Source organism: Paracoccus aestuariivivens, from assembly GCF_009711225.1.
GTDB classification, from domain to species: Bacteria; Pseudomonadota; Alphaproteobacteria; order Rhodobacterales; family Rhodobacteraceae; genus Paracoccus; species Paracoccus aestuariivivens.
In genome coordinates this window covers 1-21,635 of sequence record NZ_WMIE01000024.1, presented here as the reverse complement: position 1 = coordinate 21,635, position 21,635 = coordinate 1, and the positions used below count along the sequence as shown (strand labels likewise).

21 protein-coding genes and 1 pseudogene are annotated in these 21,635 nt (G+C 62.8%); 9 read left to right on the top strand and 13 right to left on the bottom strand.

Annotated elements, in window-relative coordinates; all coding sequences use genetic code 11:
- Positions 1-6 precede the first annotated feature (6 nt).
- Complete coding sequence (locus GL286_RS19985; RefSeq protein ID WP_155097339.1) at positions 7-774, bottom strand: hydroxypyruvate isomerase family protein; 768 nt, start codon at positions 772-774, stop codon at positions 7-9.
- A 189-nt stretch (positions 775-963) separates the two neighbouring features.
- Here GL286_RS19985 and GL286_RS19980 point away from each other — a divergent pair, with 189 nt between their 5' ends.
- Positions 964-2,406 carry an MFS transporter gene (locus GL286_RS19980; protein ID WP_155097338.1) on the top strand — a complete coding sequence of 481 codons (1,443 nt, stop codon included), beginning with the start codon at positions 964-966 and terminating at the stop codon, positions 2,404-2,406.
- Between the two features lie 51 nt (positions 2,407-2,457).
- Here the strand turns inward: GL286_RS19980 and GL286_RS19975 are convergent, their stop codons facing one another.
- The 11 genes from GL286_RS19975 to GL286_RS19925 form a co-directional block, all read right to left on the bottom strand.
- A complete protein-coding gene (locus tag GL286_RS19975) occupies positions 2,458-4,836 on the bottom strand; it encodes a beta-glucosidase (protein WP_155097337.1) in 2,379 nt (792 codons plus the stop codon).
- On the bottom strand, positions 4,836-5,429 hold the full coding sequence (locus GL286_RS19970) for an NADPH-dependent FMN reductase (protein ID WP_155097336.1): 594 nt from the start codon (positions 5,427-5,429) through the stop codon (positions 4,836-4,838). The genes GL286_RS19975 and GL286_RS19970 overlap by 1 nt, the downstream gene beginning before the upstream one ends.
- Positions 5,426-6,547, bottom strand: coding sequence for an LLM class flavin-dependent oxidoreductase (locus GL286_RS19965; protein WP_155097335.1), 1,122 nt, complete (start codon positions 6,545-6,547; stop codon positions 5,426-5,428). The genes GL286_RS19970 and GL286_RS19965 overlap by 4 nt, the downstream gene beginning before the upstream one ends.
- A gap of 147 nt (positions 6,548-6,694) precedes the next feature.
- The gene (locus tag GL286_RS19960; RefSeq protein ID WP_155097334.1) at positions 6,695-7,783 is read right to left on the bottom strand and encodes a porin; all 1,089 of its coding nucleotides are present in this window, start codon (positions 7,781-7,783) and stop codon (positions 6,695-6,697) included.
- Between the two features lie 274 nt (positions 7,784-8,057).
- Positions 8,058-8,831, bottom strand: a complete 774-nt coding sequence (locus tag GL286_RS19955; protein ID WP_155097333.1) for a cyclase family protein — start codon at positions 8,829-8,831, stop codon at positions 8,058-8,060.
- Complete coding sequence (locus GL286_RS19950; protein WP_155097332.1) at positions 8,828-9,799, bottom strand: fumarylacetoacetate hydrolase family protein; 972 nt, start codon at positions 9,797-9,799, stop codon at positions 8,828-8,830. Before GL286_RS19950 ends, GL286_RS19955 begins: the two co-directional genes overlap by 4 nt.
- Complete coding sequence (locus tag GL286_RS19945; protein WP_155097331.1) at positions 9,799-10,959, bottom strand: alpha/beta hydrolase family protein; 1,161 nt, start codon at positions 10,957-10,959, stop codon at positions 9,799-9,801. Before GL286_RS19945 ends, GL286_RS19950 begins: the two co-directional genes overlap by 1 nt.
- A 61-nt stretch (positions 10,960-11,020) precedes the next feature.
- A complete protein-coding gene (locus tag GL286_RS19940) occupies positions 11,021-12,151 on the bottom strand; it encodes an FAD-dependent oxidoreductase (protein ID WP_155097330.1) in 1,131 nt (376 codons plus the stop codon).
- Position 12,152: 1 nt separating this feature from the next.
- Positions 12,153-12,524, bottom strand: coding sequence for a Rieske (2Fe-2S) protein (locus GL286_RS19935; RefSeq protein WP_155097329.1), 372 nt, complete (start codon positions 12,522-12,524; stop codon positions 12,153-12,155).
- Positions 12,524-13,471: a VOC family protein gene (locus tag GL286_RS19930; RefSeq protein WP_155097328.1), complete on the bottom strand. Its 948-nt coding sequence runs from the start codon at positions 13,469-13,471 to the stop codon at positions 12,524-12,526. Before GL286_RS19930 ends, GL286_RS19935 begins: the two co-directional genes overlap by 1 nt.
- A 196-nt stretch (positions 13,472-13,667) precedes the next feature.
- On the bottom strand, positions 13,668-14,087 hold the full coding sequence (locus GL286_RS19925) for an acyl-CoA thioesterase (protein WP_155097327.1): 420 nt from the start codon (positions 14,085-14,087) through the stop codon (positions 13,668-13,670).
- A gap of 241 nt (positions 14,088-14,328) precedes the next feature.
- On the opposite strand from GL286_RS19925, the gene GL286_RS19920 reads away from it, so the two are divergent.
- The 7 genes from GL286_RS19920 to GL286_RS19890 are packed head-to-tail and all read left to right on the top strand — an operon-like array spanning position 14,329 to position 20,275.
- Positions 14,329-16,608 (top strand): bifunctional salicylyl-CoA 5-hydroxylase/oxidoreductase, encoded by a 2,280-nt coding sequence (locus tag GL286_RS19920; protein ID WP_155097326.1) that lies wholly within the window; start codon positions 14,329-14,331, stop codon positions 16,606-16,608.
- Positions 16,605-17,351, top strand: coding sequence for an SDR family NAD(P)-dependent oxidoreductase (locus GL286_RS19915; protein ID WP_155097325.1), 747 nt, complete (start codon positions 16,605-16,607; stop codon positions 17,349-17,351). The genes GL286_RS19920 and GL286_RS19915 overlap by 4 nt, the downstream gene beginning before the upstream one ends.
- Positions 17,345-17,788: a RidA family protein gene (locus GL286_RS19910; RefSeq protein ID WP_425496104.1), complete on the top strand. Its 444-nt coding sequence runs from the start codon at positions 17,345-17,347 to the stop codon at positions 17,786-17,788. The genes GL286_RS19915 and GL286_RS19910 overlap by 7 nt, the downstream gene beginning before the upstream one ends.
- Positions 17,781-18,161: an acyl-CoA thioesterase gene (locus GL286_RS19905; RefSeq protein ID WP_155097323.1), complete on the top strand. Its 381-nt coding sequence runs from the start codon at positions 17,781-17,783 to the stop codon at positions 18,159-18,161. Before GL286_RS19910 ends, GL286_RS19905 begins: the two co-directional genes overlap by 8 nt.
- Before the next feature lie 36 nt (positions 18,162-18,197).
- Positions 18,198-18,620 carry a cupin domain-containing protein gene (locus tag GL286_RS19900; RefSeq protein ID WP_155097322.1) on the top strand — a complete coding sequence of 141 codons (423 nt, stop codon included), beginning with the start codon at positions 18,198-18,200 and terminating at the stop codon, positions 18,618-18,620.
- An 18-nt stretch (positions 18,621-18,638) separates the two neighbouring features.
- A complete protein-coding gene (locus GL286_RS19895; RefSeq protein ID WP_155097321.1) occupies positions 18,639-19,481 on the top strand; it encodes a fumarylacetoacetate hydrolase family protein in 843 nt (280 codons plus the stop codon).
- On the top strand, positions 19,478-20,275 hold the full coding sequence (locus GL286_RS19890; protein ID WP_155097320.1) for an SDR family NAD(P)-dependent oxidoreductase: 798 nt from the start codon (positions 19,478-19,480) through the stop codon (positions 20,273-20,275). Before GL286_RS19895 ends, GL286_RS19890 begins: the two co-directional genes overlap by 4 nt.
- A gap of 51 nt (positions 20,276-20,326) precedes the next feature.
- On the opposite strand, the gene GL286_RS19885 is transcribed toward GL286_RS19890, so the two are convergent.
- The gene (locus GL286_RS19885; protein WP_246185038.1) at positions 20,327-20,824 is read right to left on the bottom strand and encodes a MarR family winged helix-turn-helix transcriptional regulator; all 498 of its coding nucleotides are present in this window, start codon (positions 20,822-20,824) and stop codon (positions 20,327-20,329) included.
- A gap of 496 nt (positions 20,825-21,320) precedes the next feature.
- Between GL286_RS19885 and GL286_RS19880 the strand changes: the two are divergent.
- Positions 21,321-21,446, top strand: a pseudogene (locus tag GL286_RS19880) (IS5/IS1182 family transposase); the annotation flags it as partial.
- Positions 21,447-21,635: the final 189 nt, after the last annotated feature.

The following is a 21,635-nucleotide window of genomic DNA, read 5'->3' as shown; positions in this document are numbered from 1 at the left end:
TCTCGGTCAGAGGCCCGTCGCCTGACGCGCCGCCTTGAGCGATTCCGTGGCAGGCAAGGTCGGCTTGTATTCCAGCCCGACCGCGCCCGAGTAACCCAGCGCCCGCAGGCGTCCCAATTGGTCCTGCCAGTCGATCACGCCAGTGCCAGGCTCGTTGCGACCGGGCATGTCGGCGATCTGGACATGGTGGACCAGATGCATGCGGCCTCGCAGGACCTGTTCCAGATCCTCCTCCATGACCGCGGAATGATAGAGATCGAACAGCAGCTTCAGGTTCAGGCTGCCCACTGCCTCGACGATGTCCAGCCCCTCGCTTGTGCTCGACAGGAACATACCGGGATGTTCGACCTTGGTGTTCAAAGGTTCCAGCACCAGCATCACGCCCGCCGCTTCGGCGAGGCTTGCGGCTTGTTTCAGCGCCTTGACCGCCTCGGCACGTTGTTCCTCTCGCGAGACGCCGTCGCGGGTAAAGCCCGAGGCCACGACCAGAGGCGGATTACCTAGGCGCGCGGCGGTGACGAGCGATTCGCGCACCGCTTGCAGGAACTCTCCGTGCTGGGCCGGATCGACCAGACTGCGGCGTGGTTCGACCACGAAGCTGGTCAGGCGCACGCCGGTTTCCCGCAGCGCCTTGGCCACATCGTCGATGTCCTTGTCGCGCCACAGATGGAACTCGACATGGTCCAGACCATCGGCCTTGGCGGCGCGGACACGGTCGGCAAGGCGGGGATGGATATCCTGATATAGCCATTCGACGCAGGCAGAGAGGAACATGAGAGTTCTCCGATGGATATGCGGGGAAGGCGCTGGGTCAGCAGGCAAGAGGGCTATCGCCCGCCCCTCCCCGACGGCCGAAAAACCTTGTCTTGCGACATGAATTAGAATACTTATTCGTATTACGGCAGGCACGCTTTGGCTGTCAACAGGGTGCAGAGCCGCCTCAATCGAAAAAATGGTGAGAACATGACCCGCTCGGACGAGCGCCCGGTGACGGACCGGGAAAGGACTTTGGCGGTCGCCGTCGTCACGGTGGCCCTGATGCTGGAAATCATCGACGGATCGGTGGTGAACGTAGCTATCCCGCATTTTAGGGACAGCTTTGGCGCGACGACCGCGCAGATCGAATGGATCTCGGCGGGCTATGCCTTTTTCTTCGCCGTGATGCTGATCCCCGGCGGCAGGATGGGTGATATTTTCGGCTATCGCCGGATGTTCATGCTGGGGATGATCGGCTTTGCACTGGCCTCGGCGGGCTGCGGCTTGGCTCCCGATGCGCGGACGCTGATCGGCATGCGCATATTGCAGGGCGCTTCGGGTGCGCTGATGGGGCCACAGATCCTGTCGCTGGTGCAGGTGCTTTACGCCCCGCACGAGCGTTTCAAGGTGATGGGCATCTTTGGCCTTCTGGGCGGGGTTGCGGGCATTCTTGGTCCGATCTTGGGCGGTGTGCTGATCCGCGCCGATATTTTCGGACTGGGCTGGAGACCGATCTTCCTGATCAACGTGCCGGTCGTTGCCGTGGCGCTGGTTCTGGCCCTGCGCGTGCTGCCCGAGGGTGGCTCGGCACAAAGGCCGCGCCTTGACCTGACCGGAGCGGCGCTGATCGTCCCCGCCTTTGCGGCATTCCTGCTTCCGCTGATCGAAGGGCCAGCGCTTGGCTGGCCGATCTGGCTGCGCCTGATGCCCTTGCTGGGTATGATCCTGCTGGCCGCTACCGCATGGCACCTGATGCGGCGCGAGAGCGCCGGAGAAGCGGTTTTGGTTCCCCCGAGCGTCTTTCGCAGCGGGATCTTCGTCGCGGGACTGTCCATCGCGATGATCTATCAACTGGTGACAGGGGCGCTGCTGATCGCGGTCTCGGTCATGTTACAAAGCCATCTCGGATTCGATGCGCTGAAAACCGCGCTGCTGCACGTCCCCTTCGCGGTTGGCGCCGCTTTGTCGATTGCCGTACTGGGTCGCAGGTTGCTGCCGCTCATGGGGCGGCAGATGCCCCTGATCGGAGTCGTAGGCCAGATCGCGGGCATCCTTTTGATGGCGCATGTGCTGGGCGACTGGCAGGGTGGCTCGGATTACGCGCTGCTGACCGCAGGTTTCGCGCTTTGCGGCTGTGGGATGGGGCTGATCTCGGCCCCGCTGCCGGCCTTTGCCTTCGCCCGCATTCCGTCCGAACATGCCGGAGCTGCATCGGGCGTATTCCGCGCCTCGCAGCAATTGGGCATGGCGATCGGCATCGCTTCGCTTGGCGGGTTCTTCCTGTCGCGCAGCGAGGTGAACGCGGCCGAGGCAATTTGGCTACTAGCGCTATGGCAGGTGGCAGCGCTGCTGGTCATTGCGGGATTGAGCAGGCTTTTGCCCTCGGATGCCCATCGGCCAAGCCCGCAAGCCACCGCTGCCGCGTCCTGACAATGAAAAAGGCCCCCGATCGGGGGCCTTTTCTTTCGCATGTTGCCTGTCTCAGATCGCGAGGCTGGCGAATTCCGGACGTGACAGGGCGTCGTCAAGTGACAGACCGGCATAGAACCGGATGGTTTGCGGCATCAGCCAGCATCCGTCCCGCCAGCGCCGCAAAGGCCGCAGATCAAGACCGATTTCCACGTACTGCTCGCTGTTCGCGGCAACGACAGGGGCAGCGTAGCCCACCAGCGCAACATGGCGATCCTCGGGCCATGCGGCATAGACCTGCAATACGGCCTTGCCGGAGCGATTGGCGGCATTCGCCATGCGAAGGCGGACAGCGCCATCCTTATCAAGGCTCGCCCCCAGCAATGCAGGGGCGGCATAGCCCATACCCTCGCCCAGCCCGAAGCGCGGGGTGGTCCCATTTGCCAGAAAGCTGCGATAGCCGATCAGGCTGCCCTCGTCATAGGACAGGCGACCGTCAGGTTGCGGGGTCAGGTTGAGGGCCGGATAATCCGTGTCCTGCCGCGCGATGGTAAAGGCCAGCCGCCCGCCCGGCTCGCGCTGTCCATCCAGCACTTCGGCCAATGCAGGTCCGAACGCCTGCCCCGGATAAAGTGCCAGCATCAGGCCCGCGACATCCTCGGCAAAGCCCAGATCCAGCGCATGGCCGACATTGACGATCACCACCGTGGCCGGATTGGACGCACGGACCCGCGCGATCAGGTCCAACTGCCGCGTGGAAAGCTGCGTATCCTGCCGGTCCTTGGATTCGACGCTGGCATCCGAGGTCTCGCCCACCATCAGCAACACCAGATCGGCATTTGCGGCCACGGTTTCGGCCTCGGCATAAAGCGCCTCGGTCCGGTCGGGGCCTTCGATGCCGTACCAAAGACCCTGCACATGGGCTGGGACATGGCGCAATTCGATCTGGATCCGGCGCGGGCTCAGATCGGGGAAATCAAGCTCGACGCAATCAGCCTCGCCGGATTTCAGGCGCCCCATGATATCGGCGGGGGCGTAGACGGTGTCATTGGCATGGACCTCGACACCATCAACCAGCACGCGGATTGCGCCGGTTCCGCCAGCATAGATGCGGTGCGGACCGGTATGCAGTGGCGTAAAGATGCCCGCAGCACAGACGCCCGCAGCACGATCCACCGCCGCTGCAATGCCGGTCCGTGCGAACCATGTCAGCGAATTGGTGTCGCGGATCTCGATGGCAATCGGAACCACGGAGAAGTCGTGGCTGTCGAAGTAGCTGACCAACATGCCACGCTGATCGTCTTGCCCGACCGGCGTCACCGGCATGGGCGGCAGGATCGGTTCAGGCAGGCAGCCTTGTGCGAAGCGCAGATCGAAACGATCCGAGAGCGCTGCCTCGACAGCCTCGCGCGGGGTCGGCAGGCTGGGATCGACGGCGATCTTGGCAAAGGTTCCACCCTGATAGCAGGGGGCGGTCCAGTTCGGCCCGATCAACGCCACGCGCTTGTGACGGGTCGGATCGAGCGGCAAGGCAGCCCCCTCGTTTTTCAGCAGCACCATACCTGCGGCGGCGGCCTCGATCAGGGTCGCGCGGTCAAGTGGGGCGGGCTTGCCCTGCCCCGCGAAACGGCGCGCCGTGGCAGCGACGCGGGCCGCGGCATCGTCCAGCCGCGCCGCATCGATTTCGCCGCGCACCAGCATGTCCAGACAATGCCCACCCATCTGCCGGCCCGGCCCCGGCATTTCCAGATCCAGTCCCGCCTGCATGGCAGCGGTGCCCTCCATGACCCCGAACCAATCCGAGACCAGCAGCCCAGAAAACTGCCATTCGCTCTTGATGATCTGGTTCATCAACAGCGCATGTTCCGAGCAATAGGAACCGTTGACGCGATTATAGGCCATCAGGAAACCTGCGGGCTGCGCGGCCAGTGCCATCTCGAAGGGCAGCAGATAGACCTCGCGCAGGGTGGCTTCCGAGATCTGGATATCGACCGCGTGGCGCTCGGTCTCGCTGTCATTGCAGGTCAGGTGTTTGGGGATCGCGCCGACGCCTTGCGATTGCAGCCCCTCGGCCCAAGCGCGGCCAAGCGCGCCGGTCAGGAAGGGGTCTTCCGAGAAATACTCGAAAGCCCGTCCGGCAAGGGGCGAGCGCGGCAGGTTCAGGTTCGGCGCCAGCAGCGCATCGACACCTGAACGCGCCGCCTCGGCACCGACCACCCGGCCCACGCGGCGCACGAGGTCGTCGTCCCAGCTTGCCCCCAATGCGACGGGGGCCGGGGTCAGCACGGCGATATCGCGTTCATCCACGCGACCGCTCGCCACGCCCATCGGGCCATCGGCCATGTTGAGTGGCGGCAAACCCGCCACCGTAGCGGTGCTCCACATCGCGCCGCCAGCGGTCAGAAGCGCCTTGTCCTGATCCGAAAAGCCGGTTTCGGTCTGATCGCGCATCACGCCGCCCCCTTCAACACCTGCGGGCCGCGAAAGGCCGAAGTGAAGCGCATAATCTGGCTGGCCTGCCCTGCAATGGTCGCATCCAGTTGCGGTTCGGTAATCGCCCCCGAAGCGTCAAACAGCGGGCCCGCCAGAGTGTTCACCGAAATCCCGATCGGCGTCGGCCAGCCGCGCATGGCATGAACCATGTCGCGCAGCGCCGAAAGCGTGATGCCCGTGCCCTGCCAACCCGCCGCCGAAACGACGAGCCCCACAGGACAATCGTCGAAATAGACGCGGGGATCGCCGCGCAGATCTTCGAGCAGGTCCAGCGCGTTCTTGACCAGCCCCGAGATGCCGCCGTGATAGGCGGGCGTGCCGATCACCAACCCGTTGCATTGTCGCACGGCCTCGACGAATTCGCGCTGTTCGACGGTGCGCTCGGGTTTTTCGGGGGCGTAATGTGGCAGGCGGGCAAGGAAGGCCCCGTCGAAAAGGCGCGTTTGCGCCCCTTCGTTTTCGCAGGCGGTCAGCACCGCGCGGACCAGCTTTTCGCTGGACGAGCCCGCGCGGGTGGTGCCGCCGAAACCGATGATGAAAGGCCGCGTCATGCTGCCGCCCGACGCTGGGCCGCGAAATGCGGGATGACATGCTGGCCCATCAGCGAGACGGTCTGCTCGGCAAGGGCCAGCCGCTGTTCGGTCAGCGGGCCGGTGGTGGTGCCGCAAAGTATGTTGCCGATGCCAAGCCGGGCATAGGGTTCAAGATGCTCGATCACCTGATCGGGCGTGCCGTAAAGGCACCAGGTCGCGATCCATTCATCGGTCAGCGCGTCAAGATTGATGTCTTTCTTCTTGTTCGCCTCGTCGGCCTCGGCCTTGGCCGCAAATTCGTTCTCGCGGTTCACCGCGTACTGATAGGCGCGCAGGATGGTCTCCAACTCCTCGCGGGCCTGATCGGCTGAGGGCGCGACATGGACGCATTGATAGGTATGCGTGGTCCAGCCAAGCGCATGATCCAGCCTCGCCTGATCATGACCCGCCGCCAGCAGCAGATCGCGATATTTGCTGAAATGCTTGGTTACATGGTTCAGCGGCTCGAGGTTGTTGATGACCGGCGGGCCGAAGGCCGGAATGAAGGCGGGCCAGCCATGTTCGGCGGCGCGCCGGACCGAGGCCTCCTTGAAGGCCACCGGCATCAGCGGCGCATGGCCCTTGCTGTAGGGCGCGGGCGCGATGCGCTGGACGACGCGCCCCTTCCACGGGCCGTTCTCGAATTCGATGGGCGGGTCCTCGGGCGCCTTGGCCCAAAGCTGCTCGGCGATCTCAAGGTTGCGATCCGAGATGGCCGAGGCCTCGCGATAGTTCACGCCAAAGCCGATCATTTCCTCGGGCGTGGTACCCGAGCCCACGCCGATCAGCACCCGCCCGTCATTCAGCTGGTCGAGCAGGTTCACGCGCTCGGCGAAGCGGACGGGGCTGTGCAGCGGCACCGAGGTCACCGAGAAGCCCAGCGTCGTCTTCTTGCGGAATTGCGGCGCAAGCCATGCCGCGAACATCATCGGGTCCGAGGCCCAGGGCGCATAGCCGGTGAAATGGTGGTCGGGCGTGAAGATTGCCTCGAAGCCGGCAGCCTCAGCGGCAAGCGCATGCGCGCCCATCGCCTGCATCACGAAACGGTCCTGTTCGGGCGCGGTGGCCCGGGCATTCAGGAACAAGGAAAAGCGCATCTGGTCCTCCCATGGACGATTCTGAATCGAATTAGAATATGTATTCTATATTTATCACGGTATGATCCTGTCAAGCACGGCGCGGCAAAGAAAAAGCCCGCGCCTTGAACGGGCGCGGGCAAGTAGAGGGAAGGGAAAAGGCAGCCTTTAGAAGAGCTTCTCGATCCGGACGATGGCTTGGACGGCATCATTGCCGTCGCGATAGTCGTTCTCGTCATTATAGGAAATATAGGTCAGTTCCGGGATGATCGAGAGCGTTCGGATCGGCTCGAAGATCACGTTGGCCGAAGCGGCGAAGGTATTCGCGTCGTCAAAGCCCATCTGGAAGTTCGCGCTCAGATCTTCGCGAATGCCGAAGGTCCCACCCGCCCAGACAGCGGATTTGCCGCCCCAAGTCCCATAAAAGCTGCTGATCTGGCGCTCCATCGTGCCGTCCTCGCGCGCGGCATAGACGTCGTCCAGATCCTTGAAGGCAGCCTGCCCCCAGAAGGTGGTGCGGCCTTCAAGCCGGTAATCGACGCGAACCTTGGCAACCAGAGCGTCATTGGGAGAGTCGTAGGCCCCTGCTCCGCTCAGGCTGAAATTCTCCCAATCCTTGCGCAGGCCAAGGACAATGTTCGGCATGTCGCCGTCGATCTCGCCATTCACATCGGCATAATCGTCGCTGCCCTGCTCCAGCGAGACGATACCTTTGACGCCCTCGGCCGGCGTAAAGCTGTAGGCCAGCTGTCCGGTCGTGTAGCCGCCTGCAGGCAGCAGCGAGTTGTTCACGACGCGGCCAAGATCCCCTGCCGCGCGCACGAAGGCAGATTCTTCGGCCCCGAACAGGAAATCGCCGATTCCGATATAGGCGCGGTAAAGCCGCACTCCCAGCGTGCCACCATCGACATAGCTGAAGCGGGCCTCGGCCATGGTGGTGATCGGGCCGTAATCGCTTTCGGTGGTCGAGCCGACGCGCAGGGTAAAGCGCGAGGTGGACTGGTATGTCTCTAGTTTCTGGGTGTCGTCCAGCGAGTCCCCCGCCGCCGGTTCGAAGCGGATCAGCCCCTGAAAACGGATGCAGCTTTCGGTGCCGGGGACATAGAAATACCCGATACCCTTTTCATCGCAGCTGCGGACGTAATTGGGCTGGTTCGCGATGCCGTCGGTCGGGACCGTCGCAAGCGTGCCATTGGCGCTGGCCATGGTCGCGAAGGCGCATGCCAAGGCCGCGGCAGAAACTGCCGTTCTGATCATCGTGGTTCTCCTCCCTGAGAACAGTCCTCTTGCCCTGCCCGTCGCTGGGGCAGGTGAAACTGGCCCGAACTTCTCGGGATAACGGCCTGCGCCGCGCCGAATCCGTTCGGTCAATTTCCGTCAGACCTAGCCAATGATGATCGCGCCATCAATAACCTGAATTCTAATTCTTGTATTTGATAGCGAAATACGTCGGGCCAACTGATATTCACGAAACAACAACCAAAGGCCCCGGACGCGGTATGCGTGCGGGGCGGTTTTTCAAAGCGGTTCGTCATTCCTCGATGATGGCGACGGGTCGGCACCAGCCGGCCGAACTGGCCTCGACCTTGACCGGAAAGCAGATAACCTGAAAGCCGTGATCGGGCAGTTGATCAAGATTGGCGAGCTTTTCCATATGGCAATAGATCGTCTCGGCGCCGGCCTTGTGGCCTTCCCAGAACAGTTCCCATTGCCCGGTGGCGCGGGCCTTTTCGGCTACGGCTTTCAGCGGCGCGTCCCAACTCCATGCGTCGGTACCGCAGACCTTCATGCCACGCTCGGCCAGCCACAGCGTTGCCTCGCGCCCGATACCGCAGCCAGCGGCAAGATAGTCGGGCTGGCCGTAAATCGCACCGGCGCGGGTATTGACCAACACGATCTCGCCAGAGCGCAGATCATGGCCGATACGGTCGAATTCGGCCTCGATTTCGGCGGCGGTCACTACATGGCCGTCAGGCATATGGCGAAAATCCAGCTTCACCCCCGGCCCGATGCACCATTCCAGCGGCACCTCGTCGATGGTGATGGCGCGTTCGCCCTTGTTCATCGTCGGGTGGTAGTGCCAAGGCGCGTCCAGATGCGTGCCGTTATGGGTGGTCAACGTCAGACGCTCGACCGCCGCGCCCGCGCCGTCAAGCTGGTGTTCGACGGGAATGCCGAACATCTGCTCATATTCCCGGGCACCCGCCCCATGCGCCATATAGCTGATCTGCGGACCAAGACCGGGCGGGTCGGCGACGATCCGGTCGGTCAGGGTCACGGAAAGGTCGATGATGCGACGGGTCATGGTCGCCCCCCTTGGATGACGATCTGATCGAGGCGACCAAAAACCGGCGCGCCCTCACGGCTGCGGCATTCCATCGCCACGCGGTCGCCGAAGCTGAGGTAAGGGGTGCGTGGCGCGCTATCGTCCAGGATCTCGATGGCGCGGCGTTCGGCAATACACGACGAGCCGATCTCGCGGTAATTGGCGTTCGAGACCGTCCCCGAGCCGATGATCGTCCCCGCCACCAGATCGCGGGTTCGGGCGGCATGGGCAACTAGTTCATCGAAACCGTAACTCATGGCATGGCCCTCGGCCCGACCGAAGGTCTCGCCGTTCAACGTGACCTCCAGCGGCAGATCGATGCGGGCATCGCGCCATGCCGGCCCAAGTTCGTCCGGCGTCACCGCGACCGGCGCGACCGAGCAGGCGGGCTTGGCCTGCACCCAGCCGAAGCCGGTCTTCATTTCGATCGGGGCAATGGCGCGCAGAGACCAATCGTTGATCTGGACCAGCAGGCGGATATGGGAGGCCGCCTCGCGCGCATCCGACCCCATCGGCACGGCATCGCAGATCACGCCGAACTCGCCCTCGAAGTCGATGCCGTCGTCAGTACTGGGCAGGGGGATACAGGCATAAGGGCCATAGAAACGATCCGACATGCCCTGATACATCAGCGGGCGACCTTTGGGGTTCGGATCAAGGCCGAAGACCTTCTGCATCAGCTCGCCATGGCTGTCATAGGCCGAGCCATCCAGCCACTGCCATGTGCGCGGTAGCGGCGCGAGGGCCGTGGTCGGGTCGAAAGCCGATCCGCCTCCCGCGTTCAGCGCTGCATATTGCGCCTGCAGCGCGGGGGCCTGGGCGTCCCAATCCTCGATCAGGGCCAGCAAGGTCTGCACCCCTTCGGCGGGGATGCAGCGGGCATTGTCGCGACTGACCAGATGCAGCCTACCGTCGCGGGTGCCGTCGGGCAGGGTCGCAAAGCGCATCAGGACAGCCTTCCGCCCAGCGTCTCGGCGAACCAATCCGCGATGAAGTTCCGGCCATAGGTCATGTTGTCGGCCCCGACATGCTCTACCCCGCCTTCGCGGTCGGTAAAGATCTTCAACTCGCGACGCGGCGCATTCACCAACTGGTCATAAGCCTGATGCGCGTAATCAAGGCCGATCTGGCGGTCATTCGCGCCATGCGTGACAAGGAAGGGCACGCGGATCTTTTCCATCTGGCCATTCAGGTTGAAGCCTTCAGCCTTGGCGAGGAATTCGTCCATATCCTGCGCGTCAAAGACCCATTGGACATGGTTCCAGTAATGCGGCACGGGGTTCTCGCCCTCGCGTTTCAGGCGTTTTTGCTGGACCTCGGCCCAATTGTGGTTCGCACCCCAGACCGCGCCGCTGGCATAACGGGGCTCATAGGCGCAGACGCGCGGCGCGTAGTAACCCCCCAGTGAAATGCCGGTAATGCCGATGCGGGCGGGGTCGATCTCGGGACGGGCTGCCAGCCAGTCATAGACCGGCGTGCCCCATCTCTCGCTGTCGAAATGCGCGTGCATGTCTTGCAGGCGCAGGCTTTCTCCGGTTCCCGGCTGGTCGACGCAAAGCGAGGCGATTCCGCGTTTCGCCAGTTCATGCGGCAGGAAGGACCAGTAAAGCAACTCCTTGCAGCTATCGAGGCCGTTCAGATAGACCACCGCCGGAGCCGGACCTGTTCCCCCCTCGGCGGGGGTATAAAGAACCGGGATCGCCTTGTCGCCATAAGGGATTTCGAAGCGGCGGACCTTTTCGCCGGAATATTCGGTGCCCTTCAGGAAATTCATCAGGCCCTTGCGATAGGTCTGCATGCGCTGCGGATCGCCCTGCCCCTGCATCCGCTCGGCCAGAATATAGTAAAGCGCCGCGCGCTTCAGCTTGTCGCCTGCCGAGAACAGCCGTCCCTGCGCCTCTTCCTCGGCGGCGATCGCGGTCAGCTTGTCGGCCATGCGAACCCATTCGACCATGAAATCACGGGTTCCTGCGTCCTCGCCCGACCTGGCCTGATCCAGAAGCGGCTGACACATATCCATGATCTCTCCGATCTCGGCACCGCTTGCCAGCGCGATCGAGACCGTCAGGTTCCAGACGTAATTGGGGAAATAATTGAACATCGCCATGGCAGGCTCCTTCGAATTGGGTCCGGTCGAGTTGTGGCCGGAAAAATTCTGACGTTGCGGCTTAAACGGGCTCGTTCAGGGCCACGACTGAACGGCCCATCAGCGCGTTATGTTCGGCCTGGTCGCCACCGGTGATCTCGATCTGGGAGAGGCGAGCCGAATTCGTTACCACCATCTCGCAGCGGTCCCAGCGGCGCGCCTGATGGGCGGCATAAGCCTCGGCCACGCTGCCGTTGCGCAGCAGCTCTTCGGCCAGAACAATGCCATCCTCCATGCCAATGCAGGCTCCCGCGCCCAGATGCGGCGTGGTGGCATGGACCGCATCGCCAATCAGCATGACGCGGCCGACATTCCACGGTTGGGGAACCAGCAGCTTTTCGAGCGGGCGATAGATCAGCTTGCTATCAACGCCCAGCCCTTGTTTGACTGCCGTCAGGATCGGCGAGGGGAAACGGTCCAGCAGCGCCTGCAGGCGGGGCAGCAGATCCTCCTCGTCCACCCAATCATTCGTGGGTCGATCCTCGGTCAAGAACATGTAGGAACGGCCCTGCGCGACAGGATTGATGCCGACCTTGACGCCCTTGCCCAGCCACATATTCAGCGTCTCGATTCCTTCCGGCGTCGGCAGTTCCGCGCGCCAGACGGCTTGGCCGACATAGGTAGGTTTCGGCGCGTCGGGCATCAGCGTCTGGCGGGTCTTGGAGTAAAGCCCGTCGGCCCCGATCACCGCGTCATATCGGGCGCTGATTCCATCGGTGAAGCTGACTGCGACGCCGTCATCATCCTGCGAAATAGTCTCGAAGCTGCAGCCAAGGCGGACATTGACGCGCGCGGCCCGCGTCGCCTTGGACAGGATGGCGGCCAAGGCCGGACGCATGATCGCGGCGTTGCCCGGCAAACCGGTTCCCGTCATGGGCGGGGTCGGGATCGTTGCGATGACGCGGTCATTTTGCTGCAGGCGTACCACCAGCCCGTTGGTCATCGAACCCGTGGCTTTGAAAGCCTCGATCACCCCTAGTTGCGCGAGCACCCGCAACGTTGCGCCATGCAGGCTGATGCCCGCGCCATAGCTGCGCCAACCGGGGTCGATCTCGACGAGGTCGGTTTCGATCCCGCCCCGTGCCAGCATGATCGCGGCGGACATGCCGGAAAAGCCTCCGCCGATGACCAGAACCTTACTTGCTGCGGCCATGTCATTCCTTCCTTGCGGCGCAACCGGCGACATGCGCAGGCACGCTCAGATAGCCGACCTGATCTTCGGTCAGGGTCACGCGGGTCAGTTTCCGTCCCAGACAGGGGCCGGACACGCAGTCGCCCGTATCGATGTCGAAAAGCGCGCAATGAGCGTGGCAGGCCAGATGCGTGCCATCACCGTTCAGATAGGCGTCACGCCGCCATGCCATGGGTGTGCCGCCGGTGTAATGCGGGCAGGAATCCATATAGGCGTCAAGACGTTGGCCGCGCCGCACCACGATGACGCGGCGCAGCGCCTCGGGCAAAGGCAGAAAGCCGCGCGCCGCGCCATCGGGAATTTCGTCGCGATGGCACAAAGGCAGCAGGGCCATCAGCCCTTGGGTCCACCTTCGGGGCCGCCGCCCGGAGCCCATTTCTCGCGCCATTGCAGCAGGAACATCTGCGAGGCCTCGGGGCCGTTCGGGGCCTCGCGCGCGACCCACGCGTCGTCATGTTTGTCCATATCGGCGTCATATTCGAAATGGACGCCCAGCGGGCTGTTGAAGTACCAGAACCAGTTCGAGCCGAATTTGTGCCGCCCCGGACCCCAGAAGCTTTGATAGCCCTTGCGGGTGAAGCGGTCGCCCGCAACCATCAACTCGGTCGGCCCGCCCATATGGAAGGCGAGATGCTCGCAGCCCTGCATATAAGCGGGCGTGCGGATGAAAAAATGCGTGTGGTGATCGTCATTCGCCGCAGGACGCAGGAAGGGCCCTGCTCCGGTCAGGATGTCGGTGATCACGAAGCCCAGCCGCCGGGTGTAGAATTCAACCATCTTGTCGATATCTGGCACGAACAGCACAACATGGCTCAGGCTGCGCGGCAAAGCGGGCATGCCATCCCAGACGCCAAGCTCGTTCGGACCACGCTGGGCAGGCGCGCCGGGGGCGTTGATCTTTTCGGCGGGCATGTTCAGTTCGCGTCGTGTCGTGATCTGGAAGCGAAGCTCGAAACCCAGCACGTCCTGAAATTCGATCGCACCATCGGCCAGACGGTTAACGCGGCGATCCTTCGACATCTCGGCCTCGATGACGTCCAGCGTCGCTGCATCCTCGACCCCGAAAACCTGCTGGCGAAGCATGTTCTTGGTCGGAAGCGGTGCAGGCAGCCTGGGATCGTCGCGGTGGCGGATAACGACGCCGGTACCGTCGAGCGCCTCGTAGAGCCAGCCGGTTGCGTCCAGCTGCACGGGCTTCAGGCCGAAATCCTGAAGATAGGTCTTGGCCCCCTCAAGATCGTCCACCCCGAAAACCAGGTAATCCGGTCCGATAATCCGCATCGCATCTTCCTCCACCTTCGCGCCAGAACAGTGACGCGCGAATTCCGTTTGAGGAGGGAGTAACCGGCGCTAGGGCATTTCAAAAATTGCTTCGATGAATGCCATGTATTTATCGGATTTCTGGATGGGCCCTGTTCGGGTCGGGCCGCAACGCGCCGCCCGCAAGGTCGAAGCGGCGCGGCGCGGCATTGGGTCGCTACTCGGCCAGCGCGGGTTCAAGATATCGCGACAGGCCCGCGCGAATATCATCAGGCCAGGGCGTGGATTTGTGGTTTTCCAGCGAGGTCAGCACGATCTTCTGCCGGATCGTCCAGATGACATCCGGCCCCACCGTCACCACCGTTTCAAGGTCCAGCGAAGACCGGCCAATCGCACGGACATGCACATTGAAGGTCAGGACATCGCCATACATCGCAGGCTTGGTGAACAGGATGTTCATGCTGAGCGTCGGCAGTCCCAGCTTGCGCTCGAACATGATCTCTTTCCATGTGACGCCAAATGAGGCGAACATCGCCTCGTTCACATCGACCAGCATCGAAAGATAGGCGGGATGATAGGCGATTCCGGTCAGGTCGCAATCGCCGAACCGCAGCGGCTTGGAAATCGTGAAGGGCATGGTTCTGACTTTCAAGGAAGGGCTGGACACGCCAACTCACGGCGCGGCTTTAATTTATATTTAAAGAATAGGTGACAAGGCAGACCTGTCAATCCCTGCCACGGCGTGGAGATCCAGAATAGCAATGGACACTCATGTCCGTGCATTTTCGGACCTTGTGTCGCTTGACATTGCTGGAACGATTTTGCTTTACATATAAAATATATCGCGTCACCTGCATTTGCCCATAGGGAAGCACGCCATGAAAATCGCCATTCTCGGGGGCGGACCCGCCGGACTTTACTTTGCGATCTCGATGAAACTGCGCGATGCAGCCCATGAGATCACCGTATACGAGCGCAACCGCCCTGACGACACCTTTGGCTGGGGCGTCGTCCTGTCGGACGAGACGATGGGGAATTTCGGCGAAAACGATCCCGTCAGCGAGGCGATGATCCGCCAGAACTTCGCCTATTGGGACGACATCAAGGTCGTGCGGGGCGATGACAGCATGACCTCGGGCGGGCATGGTTTCTGCGGCATCGGGCGGATGAAACTGCTGCTGCTGTTGCAGGAACGAGCCCGCGATCTGGACGTCACGCTGAATTTCGAGACCGAGATGGACGAGGTGCGGATCGCTGACCTCAAGGCCTCGCATGATCTGGTCGTCGCGGCGGACGGGCTGAATTCGCGGGTGCGCAAGACCTATGCCGACCGCTTCGGTGCGCAGATCGACCTGCGCCGCAACCATTTCGTCTGGCTTGGGACCAAGCAGAAATTCGACGACGCCTTCACCTTTATCTTTGAACAGACCGAGCATGGCTGGATCTGGGCCCATGCCTATCAGTTCGACGATGACACTGCGACCTTCATCGTCGAATGCGGCCCCGAGACCTATCTCGCCTTTGGTTTCGACACCCTGTCGCAGGCCGACAGCATTGCGCTATGCGAGCGGATCTTTGCCCGCCATCTGGGCGGCCACAGCCTGATGACCAACGCCAATCACATTCGCGGCTCGGCTTGGATCCAATTCCCGCGCGTCACCTGCGAGAGCTGGCACTTCGACAATGTTGTGTTGCTGGGCGATGCCTCGGCGACGGCTCATTTTTCGATCGGGTCCGGCTCGAAACTGGGGATGGAAAGCGCGATCGCACTGGCGGATGAACTGAACGCTGGTAAGCGGCTTTCGCAGGCGCTGGCGGATTACCAGCAGGCGCGGCAGCTGCAGGTGCTGCGGGTGACCTCGGCAGCGCGGAACTCGACCGAGTGGTTCGAAGAGGTCGAACGTTATCTGGACCTTGACCTGACCCAATTCACCTATTCGCTGCTGACCCGCAGCCAGCGCATCGGGCATGAGAACTTGCGCCTGCGCGACCCGGAATGGCTGGGCAATGCCGAAAGCTGGTTCCAAAGCCGCGCGGGCAGCCAATCCCGTCGCCGCCCGATGTTCGCGCCCTTCAAACTGCGTGACATGGTGCTGGAAAACCGCGTCGTCGTCTCGCCCATGGCGCAATACAAGGCCGTGGACGGTAATCCGACCGATTGGCATTTCGTGCATTACGCCGAACGCGCCAAGGGCGGGGCGGGTCTGGTCTTTACCGAGATGCTGTGTGTCAGCCCCGAGGGCCGGATCACCCCCGGCTGTCCCTGCATCGGCCCGGATCAGGAAGCCGCATGGCGTCGCCTGAACGATTTCATCCATGCCGAGACCGATGCCAAAATCTGCGCCCAGATCGGCCATGCCGGGCGCAAGGGTTCGACCCGGCTGGCATGGGAAGGCATCGACAAGCCCCTGATTGAGGGGAACTGGCCGCTGATTTCGGCCTCGGCCCTGCCTTATCTGCCGGAAAGCCAGACGCCCAAGGCGATGGACCGCGCCGATATGGACCGCATCAAGGCGCAGTTCGTCGCCGCCGTTCAGACCGCGGATCGCGCGGGCTTCGACATGATCGAGATGCATGCCGCCCACGGCTATCTGCTGGCCTCGTTCATCTCGCCGGTGACCAACCTGCGCGAGGATGAATATGGCGGCGATCTGGAGAACCGGATGCGCTACCCGCTGGAGGTGTTTGCCGCCATGCGTGGTGCTTGGCCCGCGTCGAAGCCGATGACGGTGCGGATCTCGGCGCATGACTGGATGGGCGATGACGGTGTGACGCCCGAGGATGCCGTGCGCATCGCAGCGCTGTTCCATCAGGCCGGGGCGGATGCGATCAACGTCTCGTCCGGGCAGACCAGCAAGGACGAAAAGCCGGTCTATGGCCGCATGTTCCAAGCGCCTTTCAGCGACCGTATTCGCAACGAACTGGGCGTCCCGACGTTGGTCGCGGGCAATATCTATGAACCCGATCACGTCAACTCTATCCTGATGGCCGGGCGCGCTGATCTGGTCCTGCTGGCGCGGCCCCACCTTGCCGACCCCTATTGGACGCTGCACGCGGCGGTCGAGTTGGGCGATACCGCGCAGGCTTGGCCCGCGCCCTATGAAGGCGGCAGGCGGCAGGCCAATACCCTGGCCGAACGCGCAAAGGCCATGGCATGAGGCTGACCGGACACAGCGCATTGGTCACCGGCGGCGGCTCGGGCGTGGGCGCAGTCATCGCCCGCAAGCTGGCCGAGGCCGGGGCTGTGGTGACAATCTGCGGCCGCAATGCCGAAACGCTGGCTGCGGTCGCCGCATCAGGCCCGGGGATTACGGCGCAGGTCTGCGACATCACCGACGAGAATGCCACGCAAGCTTTGTTCGCGCGCGGTCCCTTCGACATCGTGGTCGCGAATGCGGGCATCTCGGACAGCGCGCCACTGACCCGCACGACGCTCGCGCAGTTCCGCGCCATGATCGACACCAACCTGACCGGAACCTTCCTGACCCTGCGCGAGGCGTTGCGCGGCATGGAAGGTCGCGATTGGGGCAGGGTTATTGCCATCGCCTCGACCGCCAGCCTCAAGGGTTATGCCTATGTCGCGCCCTATGCGGCGGCCAAGCATGGCGTGCTGGGGTTGGTTCGATCCGCCGCGCTGGAGCAGGCGCGCAAGGGCATCACGGTCAACGCTATCTGCCCCGGCTTTCTGGATACCGAGATGACCGAGCGCTCTATCGACAAGATCGTGGCCAAGACCGGGCGCAGCCGGGATGAGGCCCGTGCCTCGCTGGCCGCGACCAATCCGATGCAGCGTCTGGTGCCCCCTGACGAGGTGGCCGAGGCCGTGCTTTGGCTCTGCGGTCCCGGCTCGTCGATGGTCACGGGCCAAGCAATTTCCATTTCCGGCGGCGAGACATGCTGACCCATTTGAACAAGGCATATGAGATGACGGCGATGACTCCGCATAGTTTTCTGGACCCCGAGGGCTGGGTCCCCGCCAAGGGCTATGCCAATGGCATGCTGGCCGAAGGTCGCATGGTCTTTACCGGCGGCTTGGTCGGCTGGAACGCCCAGCAGCAATTCGAACATACCGATCTGGTCGGCCAGTTCGAGCAGGTGTTGAAGAATATCGTCGCGGTTCTGGCGAAGGCTGGCGCGCGCCCCGAACATCTGGTCCGCCTGACGTGGTACATCACCGACAAGTCTGAATATCTCGGTAATCTCAAAGAGATCGGCGCAGCCTATCGGCGCGTGCTGGGGCGGCATTTCCCCGCCATGGCTGTCGTGCAGGTGGTCTCGCTGATGGAAGATGCCGCCAAGATCGAGATCGAGGCTACCGCCGTGATCCCCCATGAATGACGCAAACTGGCCCGGTCCCGACAGCCGCCCGGCGATCCTGACGGTTGCCCGCCCAGCCGAAGCGGGCCGTGGCAATACCGTCTTTGGCGGTTGGATCATGGCGCAATTCGACCACGCGGCGGGGCGCGCCGGACGGGGCATTGCCGGGCAATGCGTGATCCGCGCCGTACAAGAGATGCAGTTTCACGCGGCATTGCCGGTCGGCTCTGATTTTGCGGTCCATGCCCGTGAAATCTCGCGCGGTCGGACGTCGTTCACGCTTGAACTGGTGGGGCTTGCCAATCCCGACCATGCGCCGGTCCTGATCGCCACCGCGCGCTTCATCATGGTTGCAATCGATGAACAGGGCGGCCCGCGCGCGCTGGTCGCCTGAAAAGAACACCACCCAGCCAATAGGGAAGGAGAACCCATGACCAAAGTTGTTCCGGTCGTCACCCGCGCAAGCGAGCTTGACGCACAGACCGCGCAATCGGGCGATTGCGTGCGCAAATCCGGCGTCAGCCCCCAGCATACCCCCGCGAAAAACATCTGGTTCGGGCGCGTCTCGAATGAGCCGGGTCACCGCTCTCCGCCCCACCACCATGAGCATTGCGAGACCGGCGGCTATGTCCTGAAGGGCCACGGCCGGATCTATTTCGGCGATGATTACAAGGAATTCGTCGACCTTCATGACGGCGATTTCGTCTTTGTGCCGCCCTTCATGCCGCATGTCGAAGTCAACATGAGCACGACCGAGGAACTGGTCTGGCTGACCTGTCGCACGCCGGACAATCTCGTCACGAATTTCGACGACGTGCCCGACGATCAACTTGAAGGCTATCGGCGCGCCTAAGCCCGAAAGGAAATACCGATGAAACTGCTTCGCTATGGCGCGCCCGGCGCCGAACGCCCCGGCCTGATGGATGATGCAGGCCAGATCCGCGATCTCTCGGCCCATATCCCGGACATCGAGGGTGAGGCGCTGTCGCCCGAGGGGCTGGCCCGCATCGCCGCCCTGACCGCCGAAGACCTGCCGCTGGTCGAGGGTCAGCCCCGGCTTGGCCCGCCCATCGCGGGGACGCGCAAATTCCTGTGCGTCGGCCTGAACTATGCCGATCATGCGCGCGAGACCGGCAAGGAGCCCCCGCCCGAGCCGGTCCTGTTCGCCAAGGCGGTCTCGGCGATCAGCGGCCCGCATGACGATGTGGAAATCCCGCGCGGTTCGGACCGCACCGACTGGGAGGTCGAACTGGGCATCGTCATCGGCACGCGCGCGAAATACGTCGCCGAGGCGGATGCTCTGGAGCATGTCGCGGGCTACCTGCTGGTCAATGACGTTTCCGAGCGCCGATTCCAGTCCGAGCGCGGCGGTCAATGGACCAAGGGCAAAAGCCACGACACCTTCGGCCCGATCGGCCCTTGGCTGGTGACACGCGATGAAATCGCCGATGTGCAGGCGCTGGATCTGTGGCTGGATGTCGATGGCGAGCGCCGCCAGACCGGCAATACCCGCACGATGATCTTTGGCGTCGCGCATCTGGTCAGCTACATCTCGCAATTCATGACGCTTGAGCCGGGCGACATCATCGCCACGGGCACGCCTCCGGGTGTGGGGCTGGGCATGAAGCCTCCGACTTTCCTGCGCGAGGGGCAGGTCGTCACTTTGGGCGCGGCGGGCTTGGGCGTGCAGCGCCAGCGCATGGTGCTGGCATGAACGCGATGCGCAGCCTCAAGGCGATGACCGACCTGCAGGGCAGGACGGCCATCGTCACCGGCGGCGGGCGTGGTCAGGGCGCGGTCGAGGCCGAGCTGCTGGCCGCTGCGGCTGCCGCCGTCCTGATTTGCGACGTGCTGGAAGCCGAGGGCGAGGCGCTGGCCGCCCGACTGACCGGCGAAGGCCACAAGGCGCGCTTCCTACGGCTTGATGTGACCGATGCGGCGGAATGGGCGGCAGCGGTCCAGACGGCGCTGGATTGGACCGGGCGGCTGGATATTCTGGTCAACAATGCCGGGATCATCAATCGCAAGGTCATCCGCGACATGTCCCCCGAGGAATGGCGACGCGTTCTGGACGTCAACCTGACCGGCGCGTTTCTGGGCATCCAAGCCGCAGCCCCGGCGATGCAGCAGGGCGGCAGCATCATCAATATCTCATCGAACAGCGCCTTTTCGGGCCATTATGACCCGGCCTATACCGCGTCGAAATGGGGCCTGCGCGGCCTGACGCGCAGCGCTGCGATGGAATATGCCCGCCAAGGCGTACGGGTGAACGCGGTCTGTCCCGGCCTGATCGTGACCGACCTCAACCGCAACTCTCCCCATCTTGCGCCGATGATCGGCATGACGCCGATGGGCCGCAGCGGCGAGGCGGATGAAGTGGCGCAGCTGGTCCTGTTCCTCGCCTCGGATGCCTCGGGCTTTGTGACGGGCGAGGATTTCGTGATCGATGGCGGTTTCACCGGCGGCGCCGCCTATCGCCGCGTCGCAAGCGAGACCGGTATTCTCTGATCCGGCAAAGCGGGGCCTGCATAGCGCTGGCCCCGCGATTGACGCACCAACCTACCGGTGCACCTTGTGCCGGATATCCAGCATGATCGAGATCCCGCGCGCCGCGTCGGCCTCGCTGACATCGGCAAAAAGTTCATCGATCCAGGACAAATGCTGCGCGGCCATTTCGCGCATCTGTATCGCACCCTGCTCCGAGATGCGCACGCGAAAGGCGCGGCGGTCGCTTTCAACGGTTTCACGCTCGGCCAGACCATCCGAGACCAACCGGTCAACGATGCCAGTCACGTTGCCATTCGACACCATCAATTGCTGCGACAGTTCTGTCATCTTCAACCCTTCCGGCGCGGCCAATAGTGCGGCCAGAACGTCGAAACGCGGCAGCGTCATATCATAGCCCGAACGAAGCCTTTCGCGCAGATCGCTTTCGACATGGCGCACGGCCTTGAGCATTTGCAACCACAGGCGCAGGCGCTGCTTTCCCAGCCCTGCCTCGGTCTCGACAAGATCCGTTCCGTCCTGTGTCAGCATGGTGTCTCTCCGAATATTCATAATTACTTCATGCCTGAAATTTCGATCAGGGCAAAGACCGGAAGACGCGGTGCGACATCGGCGCATATACGATGTCGCAATAGGCTCACACGAGTGGCGGCGTTCTCAGGCGGATGTGGTCGGTCTGGTAACTGGGACATCGAGCAGTTAATGTACGTCAGCCCCCCGCCGTTTTCGTTCACCCGATCAATGAAGGGTCCGTGGAACTTGAACGATCAAGATCCCATTCCGGCTGCTTCGCACTACGGAGGGCATCGCGGCCACCACCCAAAGTATCGGAAAGCCCGCGCAGACTGTCGGTGCGGAAACAGCGGCCCCGATCCAAATACCACCCACACCGTGTCGCAATTTCGGGGCTGCTCTGTAGCCAAGACCAAACCGCGTCTGCAAAGTATTCCACTCCGGTTGCAGCGCTGGCGGGATTTAGGCGGTATTGACCAATGAGATTCCTCTGGCCGTCGATGTGTGATTCACGGTTATCTCTAGGTGGGTCAATATCTTGGCGCGCAATCTTATTACTGACGATGAATGGGCCTTCTTTGAGGGTTTCATTGATGCGGTTGGGCACCCGAATAGGCGCAAGCCGACGAATTATTGTTCTGTTCTGGATGGCATTTTCTGGAGTGAGGCGTAAGCCGTCATTGGTTCGAGGCCACGCCGAACACGAACGGGAGCGCCGTAGCGGGATCATCAGGGTCTCGGCGTCCGGCGGCAATGCCGCCTGTTGTCGCTGGCGCTACTATCGGCCGCGCGGAGAAAGCGCCGGGAACCCGGGCTTCATGGCAATCATCGACCGGCAACTCCTCGAGAC

Coding starts and splice junctions, on each gene's coding strand:
- GL286_RS19985 (WP_155097339.1), bottom strand. CDS start 774: ATGTTCCTCTCTGCCTGCGTCGAATGGCTATATCAGGATATCCATCCC.
- GL286_RS19980 (WP_155097338.1), top strand. CDS start 964: ATGACCCGCTCGGACGAGCGCCCGGTGACGGACCGGGAAAGGACTTTG.
- GL286_RS19975 (WP_155097337.1), bottom strand. CDS start 4,836: ATGCGCGATCAGACCGAAACCGGCTTTTCGGATCAGGACAAGGCGCTT.
- GL286_RS19970 (WP_155097336.1), bottom strand. CDS start 5,429: ATGACGCGGCCTTTCATCATCGGTTTCGGCGGCACCACCCGCGCGGGC.
- GL286_RS19965 (WP_155097335.1), bottom strand. CDS start 6,547: ATGCGCTTTTCCTTGTTCCTGAATGCCCGGGCCACCGCGCCCGAACAG.
- GL286_RS19960 (WP_155097334.1), bottom strand. CDS start 7,783: ATGATCAGAACGGCAGTTTCTGCCGCGGCCTTGGCATGCGCCTTCGCG.
- GL286_RS19955 (WP_155097333.1), bottom strand. CDS start 8,831: ATGACCCGTCGCATCATCGACCTTTCCGTGACCCTGACCGACCGGATC.
- GL286_RS19950 (WP_155097332.1), bottom strand. CDS start 9,799: ATGCGCTTTGCGACCCTGCCCGACGGCACCCGCGACGGTAGGCTGCAT.
- GL286_RS19945 (WP_155097331.1), bottom strand. CDS start 10,959: ATGGCGATGTTCAATTATTTCCCCAATTACGTCTGGAACCTGACGGTC.
- GL286_RS19940 (WP_155097330.1), bottom strand. CDS start 12,151: ATGGCCGCAGCAAGTAAGGTTCTGGTCATCGGCGGAGGCTTTTCCGGC.
- GL286_RS19935 (WP_155097329.1), bottom strand. CDS start 12,524: ATGGCCCTGCTGCCTTTGTGCCATCGCGACGAAATTCCCGATGGCGCG.
- GL286_RS19930 (WP_155097328.1), bottom strand. CDS start 13,471: ATGCGGATTATCGGACCGGATTACCTGGTTTTCGGGGTGGACGATCTT.
- GL286_RS19925 (WP_155097327.1), bottom strand. CDS start 14,087: ATGCCCTTCACGATTTCCAAGCCGCTGCGGTTCGGCGATTGCGACCTG.
- GL286_RS19920 (WP_155097326.1), top strand. CDS start 14,329: ATGAAAATCGCCATTCTCGGGGGCGGACCCGCCGGACTTTACTTTGCG.
- GL286_RS19915 (WP_155097325.1), top strand. CDS start 16,605: ATGAGGCTGACCGGACACAGCGCATTGGTCACCGGCGGCGGCTCGGGC.
- GL286_RS19910 (WP_425496104.1), top strand. CDS start 17,345: ATGCTGACCCATTTGAACAAGGCATATGAGATGACGGCGATGACTCCG.
- GL286_RS19905 (WP_155097323.1), top strand. CDS start 17,781: ATGAATGACGCAAACTGGCCCGGTCCCGACAGCCGCCCGGCGATCCTG.
- GL286_RS19900 (WP_155097322.1), top strand. CDS start 18,198: ATGACCAAAGTTGTTCCGGTCGTCACCCGCGCAAGCGAGCTTGACGCA.
- GL286_RS19895 (WP_155097321.1), top strand. CDS start 18,639: ATGAAACTGCTTCGCTATGGCGCGCCCGGCGCCGAACGCCCCGGCCTG.
- GL286_RS19890 (WP_155097320.1), top strand. CDS start 19,478: ATGAACGCGATGCGCAGCCTCAAGGCGATGACCGACCTGCAGGGCAGG.
- GL286_RS19885 (WP_246185038.1), bottom strand. CDS start 20,824: ATGAATATTCGGAGAGACACCATGCTGACACAGGACGGAACGGATCTT.